This is a genomic window from Ktedonospora formicarum (genome assembly GCF_016587355.1).
Classification (GTDB): Bacteria; Chloroflexota; Ktedonobacteria; order Ktedonobacterales; family Ktedonobacteraceae; genus Ktedonobacter; species Ktedonobacter formicarum.
Map to the genome: position 1 here is coordinate 1 of NZ_BNJF01000007.1, position 14,022 is coordinate 14,022.

Annotated in this window: 14 protein-coding genes; 8 read left to right on the forward strand and 6 right to left on the reverse strand. The window is 54.9% G+C overall.

Annotated features, from left to right (window positions below; translation table 11 throughout):
• The 3 genes from K3T82_RS39840 to K3T82_RS39850 form a co-directional block, all read left to right on the forward strand.
• The coding region (locus K3T82_RS39840; RefSeq protein WP_220199052.1) for a cytochrome P450 at positions 1–1,012 on the forward strand (1,012 nt) is incomplete at its 5' end.
• Between the two features lie 294 nt (positions 1,013–1,306).
• Positions 1,307–1,960: a GAF domain-containing protein gene (locus K3T82_RS39845; RefSeq protein ID WP_220199053.1), complete on the forward strand. Its 654-nt coding sequence runs from the start codon at positions 1,307–1,309 to the stop codon at positions 1,958–1,960.
• Positions 1,954–3,315 (forward strand): helix-turn-helix domain-containing protein, encoded by a 1,362-nt coding sequence (locus tag K3T82_RS39850; protein ID WP_220199054.1) that lies wholly within the window; start codon positions 1,954–1,956, stop codon positions 3,313–3,315. The genes K3T82_RS39845 and K3T82_RS39850 overlap by 7 nt, the downstream gene beginning before the upstream one ends.
• 184 nt (positions 3,316–3,499) lie before the next feature.
• Here the strand turns inward: K3T82_RS39850 and K3T82_RS39855 are convergent, their stop codons facing one another.
• On the reverse strand, positions 3,500–5,152 hold the full coding sequence (locus K3T82_RS39855) for an MDR family MFS transporter (protein WP_220199055.1): 1,653 nt from the start codon (positions 5,150–5,152) through the stop codon (positions 3,500–3,502).
• A gap of 17 nt (positions 5,153–5,169) precedes the next feature.
• Positions 5,170–5,799 carry a TetR/AcrR family transcriptional regulator gene (locus tag K3T82_RS39860; RefSeq protein ID WP_220199056.1) on the reverse strand — a complete coding sequence of 210 codons (630 nt, stop codon included), beginning with the start codon at positions 5,797–5,799 and terminating at the stop codon, positions 5,170–5,172.
• A 197-nt stretch (positions 5,800–5,996) separates the two neighbouring features.
• Between K3T82_RS39860 and K3T82_RS39865 the strand changes: the two genes are divergently transcribed.
• Both K3T82_RS39865 and K3T82_RS39870 read left to right on the forward strand, forming a co-directional pair.
• Complete coding sequence (locus K3T82_RS39865) at positions 5,997–8,066, forward strand: sensor histidine kinase (protein ID WP_220199057.1); 2,070 nt, start codon at positions 5,997–5,999, stop codon at positions 8,064–8,066.
• A 73-nt stretch (positions 8,067–8,139) separates the two neighbouring features.
• Positions 8,140–8,928, forward strand: coding sequence for a Nif3-like dinuclear metal center hexameric protein (locus tag K3T82_RS39870; RefSeq protein ID WP_220199058.1), 789 nt, complete (start codon positions 8,140–8,142; stop codon positions 8,926–8,928).
• A gap of 98 nt (positions 8,929–9,026) precedes the next feature.
• Here the strand turns inward: K3T82_RS39870 and K3T82_RS39875 are convergent, their stop codons facing one another.
• Positions 9,027–9,809 (reverse strand): transcriptional regulator, encoded by a 783-nt coding sequence (locus tag K3T82_RS39875; RefSeq protein WP_220199059.1) that lies wholly within the window; start codon positions 9,807–9,809, stop codon positions 9,027–9,029.
• A gap of 117 nt (positions 9,810–9,926) precedes the next feature.
• Between K3T82_RS39875 and K3T82_RS39880 the strand changes: the two genes are divergently transcribed.
• Positions 9,927–10,505 (forward strand): histidine phosphatase family protein, encoded by a 579-nt coding sequence (locus K3T82_RS39880; protein ID WP_220199060.1) that lies wholly within the window; start codon positions 9,927–9,929, stop codon positions 10,503–10,505.
• 5 nt (positions 10,506–10,510) lie between these two features.
• On the opposite strand, the gene K3T82_RS39885 is transcribed toward K3T82_RS39880, so the two are convergent.
• Both K3T82_RS39885 and K3T82_RS39890 read right to left on the reverse strand, forming a co-directional pair.
• Positions 10,511–11,092 carry a hypothetical protein gene (locus K3T82_RS39885; protein WP_220199061.1) on the reverse strand — a complete coding sequence of 194 codons (582 nt, stop codon included), beginning with the start codon at positions 11,090–11,092 and terminating at the stop codon, positions 10,511–10,513.
• 165 nt (positions 11,093–11,257) lie between these two features.
• The gene (locus K3T82_RS39890) at positions 11,258–12,226 is read right to left on the reverse strand and encodes an ROK family protein (RefSeq protein ID WP_220199062.1); all 969 of its coding nucleotides are present in this window, start codon (positions 12,224–12,226) and stop codon (positions 11,258–11,260) included.
• 393 nt (positions 12,227–12,619) lie between these two features.
• On the opposite strand from K3T82_RS39890, the gene K3T82_RS39895 reads away from it, so the two are divergent.
• Together K3T82_RS39895 and K3T82_RS39900 are read left to right on the forward strand one after the other, a co-directional pair.
• The gene (locus K3T82_RS39895) at positions 12,620–13,144 is read left to right on the forward strand and encodes a hypothetical protein (RefSeq protein WP_220199063.1); all 525 of its coding nucleotides are present in this window, start codon (positions 12,620–12,622) and stop codon (positions 13,142–13,144) included.
• 4 nt (positions 13,145–13,148) lie between these two features.
• On the forward strand, positions 13,149–13,517 hold the full coding sequence (locus tag K3T82_RS39900; protein ID WP_220199064.1) for a hypothetical protein: 369 nt from the start codon (positions 13,149–13,151) through the stop codon (positions 13,515–13,517).
• 72 nt (positions 13,518–13,589) lie between these two features.
• Here the strand turns inward: K3T82_RS39900 and erpA are convergent, their stop codons facing one another.
• A complete protein-coding gene (erpA, locus tag K3T82_RS39905; protein ID WP_268886727.1) occupies positions 13,590–13,991 on the reverse strand; it encodes an iron-sulfur cluster insertion protein ErpA in 402 nt (133 codons plus the stop codon).
• Between the last annotated feature and the right edge of the window lie 31 nt (positions 13,992–14,022).

Below are 14,022 nucleotides of genomic sequence, written 5' to 3' on the forward strand. Positions count from 1 at the left end.
TACGATCCGCTCCTCCCTCAACGACGATAACCCCCTGTTCAGGCAGGCCAATAAGATCATGATGTCACGCGACGATCCCGACCATGCCCGCTTACGGATGCTCGTCAGCCGTGCCTTTACCCCGCGCATGATTGAGCGCCAACGTCCCTTCATTGAGCGCATATCGCATGATCTGCTGGATCAAATGGAGCATCAAGAGCAGCCAGATTTTATCCGAGACTTTGCTATTCCCCTTCCCATTATGGTGATCGCGGCCTTGATCGGCATTCCGTATGAGGCGATGGGACAGCTCAAACAATGGAGTGACGCTGGAGCGGATTTCCTGGGTAAGCCCACGGATACAATGGAAGTCTTTTTCCACATGGCGAGCGCGGCCATCGAGTTTAACGCCTTTATTCGCCCTCACCTGGAGGAGCGCCGTCGCCAACCAAAGGATGATCTCTTAAGCGGGCTTATCAACGCCGAAGCCCGAGGAGATACGCTCACGGAGGATGAACTGATCGCGAACGTCTATCTCCTTCTGGCGGCTGGAAACGAAACCACAACCAATCTGATGAGCAATGGTCTCTGGGCACTCCTTACCCACCCCGATCAGCGAGAACTGCTGTGCCAGCGACCCGAACTCATTACTTCTGCAGTTGAGGAGATCCTGCGCTTTGAAAGCCCTTCGCAGATCACTGGACGCCATACCAAAGAAGCTATTGAGATAGCGGGGCAGTCTATCGGACCAGATCAGAGCATAATGCTGGTCCTTGGCATGGCGAACCGTGACCCACGCCAGTTTACCAATCCCGATCACTTCGATATTCAGCGTCAGGAGAATAAGCATATAGCCTTCGGCTTAGGTGGACACTACTGCCTGGGCGCGCCTCTCGCTCGTCTGGAAACGCAGATTACGCTGCCCATAGTAATCAAACGTTATCCCTATCTAAGCCTCGCCAGCCATAAGGGGCATTGGCGCAAGAATCCAACCTTCCTGGGCTTTGAAACGCTACCCGTCACACTCAAGTAACCAACCACGCACACCTCAGCTCTCTCATCCGATGCCAGGAATCTACTTCGGTAAATTTTCCGGCACCGGATGAACTCCTCACATGCGCTCGATTAAAAAGCATGAGATAATATAACCAGCCGCCACGATGGCTGGACGGTGACACGGAAAAAAGGTACAATACTTCATGCATACGTATGGATATATTCACCATAGGTATTGTTAATGAGTCACAGCACTCGCGCATTGCCCACTAGACGCGAGCACACACTTTCAACCACGATCCACGCACAACCCAGAAATCAGGAGGGAGACATGTCTTCTAAGGCCAATTCGCACCTACAAACAGAGAGCAGCGAGTCGCCGGAGAAAAGCCTTGAGCGCTTACGCCAGGAAAATAGCAGGCTAGAGAAACTCCTTGACATACGCGCTCAGGAGAATGCCCTCCTCAATGAAGTGATTTCAACTATTGGCTCAACCCTCCGCTTGGAAGAGGTTTTGCGTCGCTTGCTTGAGGCCATCAACCGGGCCACGTCCTGCGATATGGGGTCTATCTATCTCTATGATAAAGAGAAGGACCTCCTGGTCCTGGCAAGCGCGACCGGCCCCTTCGAAGCCTATGTTGGTCAAATTCATATGACCCTCGGCGAAGGCATTACCGGTTGGGCGGCGTTGCATCGCAAGCCCATCTTTTTGAAGGAGGCTGCGCTCGCCGACCCGCGCTTCCACTATATCCCTGAATCGCGAGAAGAGAACTTTCAATCTATCTTTAGCGTGCCGATTATTGGCAAGGATGGGAGCCTGACGGGCGTGATTACCCTCCAGGCCGTTGCCCCACATGAATTTAGCAAGCAACAGCGCTCCTTTATCAGCAATATCGCTGCCCTGGTCACAGGGCCATTGAGAACGCGCAGCTCTATGAGAACGCTCAACGCAAGCTTAATATCCTCACCTCGCTCTCGATGCTGAGCCAGACCATTAGTTCCAGCCTCTATCTCGATGATATGCTGCGCACACTGGCGACCCTGACCGTTCAGATTATGGAGGTCGATCTCTGTGTCATTATGCTGATGGATCAGGCTCGCGAGCGCGATAGTGACGCGGCGCGCCAGTTCCGCCGCCTGACGGTGCACGCGACCGCGCCCAATTTGAACGAGCATGCCAACTTCCAGCCCGTTGATGTAGATCAAAATACCCTGGCCCACTTGCGCGATAAGACTGAGCTTCAGGCAATGCGTACCTTCAGCTCGGAAGAATTGGAGGGTGGTGAGGAAAGTGAGACCTTTGAACGCCTGAATCCTCTACGCACCTCTCAATACAAAGCCCTGATCTCCGCGCCTCTGATCGCGGGCACTGAACAGCTTGGCCTCATCAATTGCTATACCAATAAGGCACGGCGCTTCACGGCTGAGAATCAAACGCTTCTTACGACTATCGCCAATCAGGTTGCCATCGCTATCAAAAATAGTCAGCTCGTCAATCAGCTAGCGCAGAAAAATCTGGTCAAAGGCTTCTTTGAGGATCTGATCCAGGGTCTGCCAGAGAACGAAGATTCGCTGCGTCAGCGCGCGCACTTTATTGGCTGCGATCTCTCACGCCCTCACGCAGTGGTACGCATCGAGATCACACGCGTTGACGAGTTAGCAGGCAAAGAGGGAAGCAAAAACGGGGGTGTGCTTCAAAGCGCCTACCGTAGCCTGAACAATCTTGTACGCCGCCGTATGCAGGAAAGCTCGCCCGGAGCGATCTTTTACGAGCATGAAAACCTGCTCAATTGCCTGATTCCGCTGACCAAAGAGGCGGATAGCGCGCGCTTTACCGCGTGGCTACGCGAATTAGCACAGCATGTCTACACGGAATATGATGCACGCCTGGCGGCTGGCATCGGTAATACCTGTACGCAGGTGAGCGATTATCGCCAGGGCTTTGCCGAAGCCACGGAGGCTCTGCAAATGGGACAAACCATGCAGGCTAGCTCGGCACAGCAGCCCGCGATTACGCACTTTAATGATCTGGGCGTCTACCGCTACCTTTATAAGATCGCGCATATGGATGATTTACGCGATATCTATCAGGAGCAGGTCGCCAACATCGATGACTATGATCGGCGCAAGAATACCGAGTTGCTCTCGACGTTGGAGACCTATCTTGAGTGCGCGGGTAATCTGACCCGAACCTCTGAGCGCCTGTACGTCCACCGCAATACGCTCATCCAGCGCCTTGAGCGTATCCAATCCCTGTGCAGCATCGATCTACAGGAGCGTAGCAACTGGCTCACCTTCCAGGTCGCGATCAAGATTTACCGCCTGCGTATGCCCCAGTAGTAGACAAACAATCAGCACACAACGCTAGAGAATCCGCTGTCTGGATGTGGGTACTCACATCACTATAAGAACTCCTTGCCGTTTCGCCTTCTTATTATTAAGAAAGTGAAACGGCAAGGAAAGCTAACCACCCATATGTAGGCGCTCCACTTCAGCGAGCGCCATCCGCTCTCCCCGCGCTATCTCATGCTTCAATAGCAGCGACTGCCGTGGGTCTCGTCTCTCGCAGTGGAATCTCCTTGAGGAAGAGCACAGCCACAAAGCCAGTACACAGCAGGAGCGTACAGAGCAGGAAGACCTGGTGGATTCCCTGTGTCAGTCCAAGCCTGACAGCATGCATAAGCTCCGCATAGAGCACCTGCCCACGCGGTCCCAGAACCGCTAGTTGCCCCTGTACATGGCTTTGCATATCTGGGGAGAGAAGAATCTGGGGATTGTCAAAGGAGTGATAGACGCCCGCCGGAAGCTCTTGCTTAAGTCCAACAGGGAGCACGCGATGGAAGGCGGGAAGGTAAGCCGAGTTCAAGACCGACCCCATCGCTGCCAGGGCAATCGTACCTCCAATTGAGCGGAAGAAGACCAGCGTCGAAGTAGCCTGCCCAATCCGGTGTGGAAAGGCGTTTTGCACGATCAATGTATATAACGACATACTGGTCCCCATACCCAACCCAAGCGCGATCATCGCGAGTAGCACATCATTGCTTGTCGCGTGGACATCCAGGCGCATGAGCAGTCCCGAGCCCACGATGGCGATAAGGATGCCCAGGATGGCGGCCCACTTATAGCGCCCACTACGCCCCACCAGTTGCCCCGAGATGACGCTTCCCACGACGGATGTGAGCATGAGCGGTGTTAGCACCAGTCCGCTATTGGTCGCGCTCTCTCCTACCACTCCTTGCACATACAGCGGGATAAAGAAGGTGCTCCCAAAGAGGGCCATGCTAAAAATGACGGTCACCAGCGTCGAGACGCTAAAGATGCTGTTCTTGAAGAGCGCGGGTTCAATGATAGGTTGTCCACCTTTGCGCTGTAAAAGGCCCTCATACAGAATAAACACCGTCCCGACGCCCAGCGAAAGCGCAAAGAGGCCCAGCGTCATTGGCGAGAGCCAGGCATATTGCGAACCCGCCCAGGAGAAGCCCAGCATCAAGGGGACGGCGCATCCTATCAGTAATGATGCACCTATTGCATCCACCGCTCCACGCTTGCTCTCGGTCTTGAGCGTGGGCATGAGGAAGATGAGTACCAGGAGCGCTAGCAAACCAATGGGGAGGTTGACATAGAAAACCCAGCGCCAGGTAGAATGCTCGGTAATCCCTCCGCCAGCCACCGGACCCACGATAGAAGAGAATCCCCACACAGCGCCAGTCACGCCCTGCCACTTGGCGCGCTCGCGTGGTACAAAGAGATCGCCAACAATGGCGATAGCAATGGGCATTAAAGCCCCTGCGCCAATCCCCTGAAAGGCGCGATAGAGAATGAGCTGATCCATGCTACGCGCTGCGCCGCAGAGGGCCGAGCCCGCGAGAAAGACCACGACGCCAAAGAGGAAGATAGGTTTCCGCCCCAACATATCCGAGAGCTTGCCATAAATGGGAACCGCGACCGTTGAAGCAAGCAAGTACGCGGTCGAAACCCAGGTGTAGCGATCAAATCCCTGTAAGTCGGCGATAATCCTGGGCATGGCGGTTGAGACGATGGTTTGGTCTAGCGAAGCAAGCAGCATAACCATCAGCACGCCAAGCATGGTCAGGAGCGTCTCGCGCCTCGTATAGTGTGGCTGTTCATAGCCATCCGCAAGCTCCTCCTCAGTCACAGATTGGGAGATTGTTGCCATAGGTCAGCACCACCTCTCTATTTCGCATTGGTAACACCATCAAAGTAGATGCGCCCGAGGTAATCAACCAGGGCTTGCACCTCCATATGTTCAGCAATCACCAGGCGCTCATAGCTGGTAGGGGAGAGCAAACAGAAGAATGCGCTCGCCATCACCTTTGTAGGCGTATGTTGATCAAAGTCACCACGCGCCTTCCCCGCCTCCAGAATCGCTATGACACGGCTCACCAGGGCATCCCACGGCGGCGGATGTTGCTGCTTTCGAGCCTGGAAGAGCTTTTTGAGGTCTGCATTATTGTAGAGAAGCTGGATCAGGCGCACATAGTAGCCTTCATACATGCGCGCAAGGATCGTCTCTAGCTGCGCCCGTGGCGTCATTGTCTCAGTAATGACTTCGTCGAGCGCGCGCAGAAAGCGCTCAAAGTTCGCGGTAAAGACGGCTGCGATCAGGTCTTCCTTGCTTGAAAAGTGTAGATACACCGTTCCTTTGGCGACGCCGACGCGTGCCGCGATTTCATCTATAGAGGTATCGTGATACCCATTTTCATAGAGGACCTCCTCAGCGGCGGCAAGGATCAATCGTTCGCGCTCCTGTCGCTGCTTCTCCTTGAGGGTTTGTGTGTGCGTCCGTGTCGTTGAGATTTCCATACGTCACCTCCCATAAAGGGTCGTTTGACCTTGAAGTCACGTTTTCACATCGACGGTCATTGCACAATTTCAGTGTACAAGGGGCACAAACTGTAGCATACGCACGCGGTGACGATGGGATGCCCGCCAGGAATTGACGTTAACCTCTGTAATTCTCGCTTCTTGCACTTTCTCTCGCGGGCGTGCTACACTAAGGCGTGTCAACTTCTTCCCATGATCTCAAAGAGAGCTGGTGGTTACGATGGCGCTTCCGCTTTCGCCTCGCGTACCTGCTCATAGGGGTAGTCCTGCTCGCCATCGGTGGTATCGGCCATGTACGCTTGCTGAACGAAGTGGGAAAAACGTTCGGTGGCTTCTACTGGGCGATTGATACCGATGGACAGGTAGTTGTTGCCTCAACCGTCCCCGAACTTGCCAACTTTGGCGTGAAAGCCGATACGCTCGTCAGCAGTACCCATATCACCGCTGTGAATGGCATCCCCGCGCCCGAAGGTCTGACGCACATCTATGCCAGCGCCCGCCCAGGCATGACCGTGACCTATACCCTTACCACTACCGATCAAAGCGGTGTCCATACAAGTTCTGTCAAAGGGCCACTTATGCCTTTTACGCTGATGATGTGGTGGGAGAATTATGGGCTGGGGCTGCTCGCGGGCTTTATCTGGCTCTTCCTCGGGGGCGTCCTGCTCTTTCGTGCGAGTGACTGGAATGGCGCGGTGGAAGGTATCACCATGCTGCCACCTGCGATGCTCCTGCTGCTCTATAGCCACTGGGGCAATATCCAGGTGGGCTATCCCCCTTCGCCTGTCTTCCAGTTGATGTGGGTGCCCTCCTTCGCGCTGCTGGGAGCCTGCTTTACCCATTTGAGCCTGACCTATCGCCCCACCTCGCTTCATAGTGAACGCGTTCCACGAATTACCACGGATCTTGCTCCCTATCTTCCTCTCCTGGCTCTGCTCGCCTATGAGTGGGGCTCTATGGTACTCACGGGGCGCGTCCCTACGCGCATCAATCTGACCGCGAGTCTAAGCTATGCCGCGCTTGGCGGTCTGATTAGTCTGGTGATTGGTCTGGTCACCCTCGCATACATTCTGCCTGCACGGAAATCTGGTGACCCCATTCCTGCTCGCATTCGTCAGCGTATCTTCGATCTCTTTACCCTCTGGGTCGGCGCGGTAGGTTTAGGCATCTGTTTTGGGGTCGCGCCTATCTTGCTCAGCGGACACACGCTGATACCGTTGACAACCTTCTATATCCTGGTGGCAATCTATTCTCTTGTTCTCTTCTATGCCATCCGCTCGCTACGCTTACGCGACCGCCTGCATATCACGCTTGAGGAGCGCGAGTTAGCGCTGGAGGAGCTTCAGCAAACGTCAGCCGAGCGCGCTCAGGCCCTCTATGAGCAGCAAAAGACGGCACACGAGCTACGCCAGAGCAATGACGAGCTTGAACAGGCGACCTCCCTGCTGTTGCACGCGGACGCGCACCTGCGCTCACTGCTCTCACAGCGTATTCACGATCAGCCCAAGCAGCACGCCCTACGCATTCGCTCTCTACTTGGACACTGGCAGCATAAGCTGAGTGTCGAGACGGACCGCGCGCAAGATGGGCGCGTTGACGCCCGACCTCTCATTGATGCACTGACCAGGGTCCGTAAGATGAGTGAGGAGCTTGAAAGTGATCTGCGTGGGCTGCAGCTGCTGGTTGAGGATGCGTATCAGCGGCGTAGCTTGGGCTTGCGCCTGCACCTGGAAAAGCTGATTCGTGAAGACCTGCCCGCGCTCCACCCAGAGGCCCATGTGCGCATTCAAGCCGACCTCTGGGCCCTGGATACTCTAAGCCTTGATCTGGAAAAGACACCCGAGGGCACACGCATCGCGGAAGCCATCTCATATACGATCACGCAGGCCCTCCTCAACGTCTATAACCATGCGGGAGCACGGTACGCGCGCGTGCTGGCAAACTACACCAACGGCACGCTCACCATCTTCATTGATGATGATGGGCGAGGCTTCGATCCACAGTCGGTCCCTCTGACGCGAACCAGCCTGTTCAAGGCCCGGCTTAAGGCACGCGAGGCCAATGGTATCCTCTCGGTTAATTCTATCCCGCGCCAGGAGAATGCTTTTGACGACATGGCGCACGGTACGACTATCCGTCTCACGCTTCCCCTTCCATCCTCGCTACGGCAATCTCAGGACGAACCAGCCGCCCCGGCGAGCCCAGAACCTGAGCAACCTCTCCATACTCCACCTCCAACCCCATAAGTTCCTGCCGCGATGTGCTATGATAGAGCACATATGAAGCTCAACGTCAGATCGAGAGGAGTCTGCTTCTATCATGAGAACCATCCAGAATGTGATTGACCTGATCATCGCTGAGATACCAGACGCGCCACTTGAAGATACCGTCGATGTATTCAAGTGTGGTGACCCGACGCAAGAAGTGACGGGCATTGTCACAACCTTCACCGCTACGATGGATGTGTTGCGCAAAACGGTGAAGTTAGGGGCCAATCTGATAATTACGCATGAACCAACCTTCTATGAGCATCGCGAGCGGACAGAATGGTTGGCGGATGATCCGGTCTTCCAGGCCAAACGCGCCTTTCTGGAGGAGCACAAACTTACTGTCTGGCGTTTTCACGACTACTGGCATAGACATCAGCCAGATGGTATTATCACGGGGATGCTCAAAGCCTTGGCCTGGGAGAAATATCGGTTGCCGGATACCCGGGCGATGTTAGCCATTCCAGGGATGACACTGGCAAACCTTGTTGCGGCCCTCAAAGAAAAGCTTGCCCTACCTGTGGTTCGCGTAGTAGGTAATCCCCAGCAGAGCAGTGAGCGTATAGCCATGCTCGTCGGCTCACCGGGTGGAGATTTCCAGATCATGGCCTTCCAACAATGGAACGCCGATGTGGTCATTTGCGGCGAAACATCTGAATGGCAGACATGCGAATATGTCCGCGACGCTATTGCCCTGGGTCACAACAAAGCTCTGGTGATTATTGGGCATGCCAAAAGCGAGGAAGAGGGCATGCACTACCTGAGTTCATGGCTTCAGCCCAAAGTGCCAGAGGTTCCCATCACGTATCTCGCCATTGGAGATCCTATCACGACGCTTTAATACATCACGGCTGCTATTTCGTGCCAGAGGTATTTCCTAGTATCTGGCCTCGTCCACCATACTCAATCCACTAAATGGATGTCCATCAACAACAGGAGCTAGTGCTGTATTGTCGATGGCTTCCCACGTAAGCCCGCGTACGCTTCGTAGGCATGGGCCAGGAGCACGCGCCGACCTGGATCACTGGGTGCGCCAAAGATGGTGAAGAAGTTATACAGTTCGCTTACAAGGTTCTCGACGGGGCCAATGTTAGGCAGTCCCTTGGTGTTAAAGAAGCCCATATGCGTCGCGATCTCATCATTACTCAGTCCCCGCGCGATCAGCGAGGCGCACTCCTCCTGTCGGGGCGTCAATCTCTCACCACGCAGGCGCTCCAACAGGAAGCTCAGTACTTCTTCATCAATATAGGTCTCGTTGTGCGTTACGACCTTCTCAGCAATATGCTCAAGGTATTCAGGCAGCATATTGCCGAAGAGAACATACCCATGCAAGCCCCTGGTTTTGCCATGCCGCCTACTACTCCGTGGGACGCCCCGGCGCGTATACTCCTGCCGGAAGACTTCAGCGGCTAGCGCCCAACTCGGGTCCTGGGTATAGATAACGACCCGCAATCCAGGTGCCATCTCAAGCAGGGTGCGTCCAAGTTCCACCCCATTGTCCGCACCCAGGCGCAGATCAGAGAAGACTAGCCAGCCTTCCAGTATCGGGTTATCCACCTGCTCTTTGAGCATCGCCTCGACCAGTTGCAGAGCCTCCCCCGCGTCCGCCCCCTGGCCTTGCAGGTTCAGAGTCTCCGTTTCTTTGACGAATTCACAGACTCCCCGCCGCTTAATGGGCGTATCATCAATGACCAAAACTGGAATACGTTGCTCGTTCGTCATGTCTTCGCCCACCGCTCTCTCTTTCGATACCAGGCTTTCGAAAGCCCCCACAGGCTCGCTTGACAGACACCCAACCTATGCGATAATAGCATCTAATCTCTTCATGGAGGATTCACTATGCCCAATCAGACCCATTCATACATCCCCCTACCACAATTGTATCTCATTCGCCATTGTCAGGCCAGTGGTCAAGCGCCAGAGGCTCCCTTAACCGCGCGAGGCTATCAACAGGCGGAGGCACTCTCCGACCTCCTCTCCTCCTTCCCCATCGAATACATATTGAGCAGCCCCTACCGCCGTGCTCGCGAGACCGCCCTACCTCTGGCACACGCTCGCCAGCTTGAGCTCGCTACTGATGAGCGCCTCGTCGAACGCACGCTCAGCGCGACTCCACGCGAGGACTGGTTGGACTGCCTACGCCAAACCTTCGACGATCCCGATCTCTGTTTTGAAGGGGGCGAGTCAAGCCGTGCGGCCACCACGCGAGCTATCGCGGCTCTCCGGGACCTCCAACAGCGCCAGCACATGACCAGCGCCCTCGTTACCCACGGCAATCTGGCGGCTCTGTTACTCAAGCACTTCGATCCCTCCATCAACTTCGCGAGCTGGCAGGCAATGCGCACACCGGACATCTATCGCCTGACCTTCTCTGAGGATTCCCTCGCCACTATCGAGCACATCGAGCACACAGTATAGGCACCTCAGCGAGCGGGAAGATAGCGCCGCACAGCGGAAAGCAATTCTTTTTCCATCAGGTGCTCAGCGGCAAGTTCTATCATCGCCAGAAAAAATCCCATCTGCTCAGGCTCCATCGAACCTCCGGTCTGGAGATCAAAGCGGTGCACACGCTGCCCATACGCGAGCAGACCGCGCGCGCTCATTCCATCTCTCACTTCCGCGTCCAGCGAAGCGTCCTTCAAGCCCCAGGGATGGATAGCCTTCATCTGCCGCTGAAAACTTACTAGTGCCTCGCGAGGCACATGCTCTATCGCGAGCAGTTGCATCCATCGCGCGGCATCAGGAGGCAAATCATGCTCCAGAGTAGATCCGCGCCGCGTCGCGAGCGCCCACTCCCAGGGAATATCCCCTCGCCCCAACACAATGTCCCCACCATTTTCTGTCAGCAACAACGAAAGTATGACACTCCCATGAAAAGCAGTTGAAAAGAGCGCGTGATAGACCTCTTTCATGTTATCGGAGGGGTCATCTTCTGGCAAAGCGAGATATCCCAATCGCCTCAACGTATGCTCGAATAAATCCTGAAAAAAACGCACTCTCTCCATCACAGTCTCTTCCCTCTCTCAGAGGAATATATCGCGCGACCCATACTCCAACCAATAAAGCCCATCCACCTCTTAGAGCATATACCGATATCTTGAGCTCATTCTATGTAGGCACTCAGCTTCAGCGAGCGCGGAACCCCACCACTCGATCATTCTGCCTATCACCTAGAATAAGGGAACAACGGAGCCCAGAAGCGCGGCGTCTCGTCCTAACAACCCCGGCACGACCTTGACCATACTCTGCACGCGCGCGCCGCTACCCATATCGGCATTGGCGGCACCTCTGACACTCGCCATCAGCGCGGGACTGGTGCAGAGGATGTCCCCGCCTAGAATAAATATGTGTGGATCGAACAGTTCAACATAACGCGTGACGGCATTGCTAAGCCAGCGCCCCATCTCATTATAAATCTGCAATGCCACGCTATCCCCGTTCTCAGCCTCTTCAGCCAGCAAACGCGGGCTAAACGCCTCCCGGTTGAGCAGGCGGGTGATAAGCTTCCCTTCGTCTCCACGCCTAATGGCCCGCTGCACCATCTTCTGCATCGCGTCTAGCGAGACCATCGTATTAATACATCCCCGCTTGCCACAACTACATCGTGGTCCACCGGCGGAGACCGAAATATGGCAGATGTGTCCCATATACTGGCTGCAACCATGCTCCGTGATCTGCCCATCAACAATAAGCGAGGCTCCTACTACCGCGTTCACGCTCAGATACAGCAGGCGTTGCGCATCCCGTCCCGAGCCAAAGCGCTGCTCGCCTAAAAGGGCCGCCTCCATATCATCAAACAGGCACACAGGCATATCATAACGCTGGCGAAAGAGTTCCAGCAAGGGGAAATCATTGAGGGAGGGGAGAGAGGGAATGAGAAGTGGTCGATGCCTTGTGCAGTCAAGCGTACCCGGCAGGCTCACGCCAATGCCCTGCACCACCCAACCTTCTGAGCGAGCATACGTTAACGCCTCCTCTAGCGCACGCTCACAGGGTTCGAGCGTCGCCATCGCCGGGCGTCCGCGCAATGTCTTCGCCTCGCCACGCATACGCACCTTACCACGCTCATCAATAAGCGCGACCGTTGTCCTGCTTCCACGAATCTCAAGTCCGACCGCGACATTCCTGCTTGCGCGCATTGGGCTGGACCGCCATTCTGCATCGTTCCAGCATCCACATATCGCTCATGCTAGAACATATTTACAAACTACAGCAGACCTACAATAACAGATAGGAGATTCAAGACGACATAGTATAGAATCAGTATATACGGTACATAGAACATATGTCAATACAACATAACATATAGAACGAATATTCCAAACTCGCTCCAGGCCTATATGTAGGCGTTGCACTTTAGCCAGCGCGCCTCATCCCCCAAAGCCTATATGTAGGCGCTCAGCTTCAGCGAGCGCTGAGCACACATCTCCCTAACCCCATATACACCTCTCTGGTATTCTCATTACCAACGTGGTACAGTAGACCATAGCAAATGGTCTTCGTACTGCTGAGAAGAGACAAGGAGAGATAGTATGCCCGCTGTGCCCGAACAGTATAACGATAATGAACAGCCCCAGAAGGACCCCATTATCGGGCAGGGACACGGCCTCTCAGAGAATGAGGGGTACATGATTCAGCAAATGATCCGTGAGGAACAACATACACGCCGCCAGCTCCACATTCCAAAGGAGGACCTCTCCACCGAGGCCACCACCAGTATGCGACCCGAGGTCGCGCGTGTCGTTGGGATCAGCAAGGTCCGCAAGGTCCTTGAAATGTTTAATCGCGACTTCCTGTATGGTCAGGGACGCTTTGATGAGTATAAGGATGGCCTGATCTTTAAATGGGGCGATGGCTATTCGCGCAAGCACATCTGGATCACGACGGAGGGTGACAATCTCGTACTGGAGACCAGTCACTTTAAGAAATGTGACAAGCCCTACTGCAATGGCACGCACCATATCCTTACCCCTGAGCTCTACACCAATCTCGATATCGTAAATCAAGAACTGGGTGACCGCTTCCGCCGCCCGGTCTACGAGCGCTCGGAGGACTAAGATCGTGACGACACGTGTTGTAGCACTGGAGAAGGACCTGTTCTTCTCGGTCAAGATTCAGGATACCCTACGCCATCACGCTATGGAGGCAAACATCGCGCGTACGCTCACTGCCTGGGAACAACATTTGCATGCCAGTGGTGAGCAGCGTCCGGCACTGGCAATCGTGAATATCGCCAGTCGCGGCATCGATTGGGAGCAGGCAATTCGCGTCGCTCACGAACAGGGCTATCCCGTTCTGGCCTTCGGCTCACATATGGACCTCGACGCGCGCGCCAAAGCTCTGCAAGCCGGTGCGCAACGCGTCGTCGCGAACTCAAAATTCGCCACCGATATGCCCGGCATCATTCAAAGCATGCTCATTCCAAAGTAAACACAGACAAAACAGAGGCGAGGCGTCAAATTTGACGCCTCGCCTCTGTTTTGTCTGTGTTTCTATAAATTCTTAGTGGCCGCAACCGCAGCTACGGGCTTCGCCACCGCCATCGGCGGTTTTGAAGGAATGACCGCAGCCACATGACGACACGGCATTAGGATTGTTTACCGCGAAGCCGGCACCCATCAGGCTGTCAACATAGTCGACTTCACTGCCAGTGATGTAGCTAATGCTCATCTCGTCAACGAAGACACTGAAGTCGCCCAGCGTAATCACGGTGTCGCCTTCCTGCTCTTCGTCCAGGGTCATACCATACTGGAGACCAGAACAACCGCCACCAGCGACGAAGATGCGCAGACCAAGACTAGGATCATTCTCCTGCTTCAACAGTTCGCGAACCTTCTCGGTTGCAGTCGGGGTCATGTTGATGACCTGTGTCTCTGTCGCTGCTTGCTGGTTCTGCTCAATCATATGTTCACCTCTTCAAGGGGGCCTTCCCGGC

What these genes read in the sequence shown, in the direction of transcription:
- K3T82_RS39845 (WP_220199053.1), top strand. Translation starts at nt 1,307, where the DNA reads ATGTCTTCTAAGGCCAATTCGCACCTACAAACAGAGAGCAGCGAGTCG.
- K3T82_RS39850 (WP_220199054.1), top strand. Translation starts at nt 1,954, where the DNA reads ATGCTGAGCCAGACCATTAGTTCCAGCCTCTATCTCGATGATATGCTG.
- K3T82_RS39855 (WP_220199055.1), bottom strand. Translation starts at nt 5,152, where the DNA reads ATGGCAACAATCTCCCAATCTGTGACTGAGGAGGAGCTTGCGGATGGC.
- K3T82_RS39860 (WP_220199056.1), bottom strand. Translation starts at nt 5,799, where the DNA reads ATGGAAATCTCAACGACACGGACGCACACACAAACCCTCAAGGAGAAG.
- K3T82_RS39870 (WP_220199058.1), top strand. Translation starts at nt 8,140, where the DNA reads ATGAGAACCATCCAGAATGTGATTGACCTGATCATCGCTGAGATACCA.
- K3T82_RS39875 (WP_220199059.1), bottom strand. Translation starts at nt 9,809, where the DNA reads ATGACGAACGAGCAACGTATTCCAGTTTTGGTCATTGATGATACGCCC.
- K3T82_RS39880 (WP_220199060.1), top strand. Translation starts at nt 9,927, where the DNA reads ATGCCCAATCAGACCCATTCATACATCCCCCTACCACAATTGTATCTC.
- K3T82_RS39885 (WP_220199061.1), bottom strand. Translation starts at nt 11,092, where the DNA reads ATGGAGAGAGTGCGTTTTTTTCAGGATTTATTCGAGCATACGTTGAGG.
- K3T82_RS39890 (WP_220199062.1), bottom strand. Translation starts at nt 12,226, where the DNA reads ATGCGCGCAAGCAGGAATGTCGCGGTCGGACTTGAGATTCGTGGAAGC.
- K3T82_RS39895 (WP_220199063.1), top strand. Translation starts at nt 12,620, where the DNA reads ATGCCCGCTGTGCCCGAACAGTATAACGATAATGAACAGCCCCAGAAG.
- erpA (WP_268886727.1), bottom strand. Translation starts at nt 13,991, where the DNA reads ATGATTGAGCAGAACCAGCAAGCAGCGACAGAGACACAGGTCATCAAC.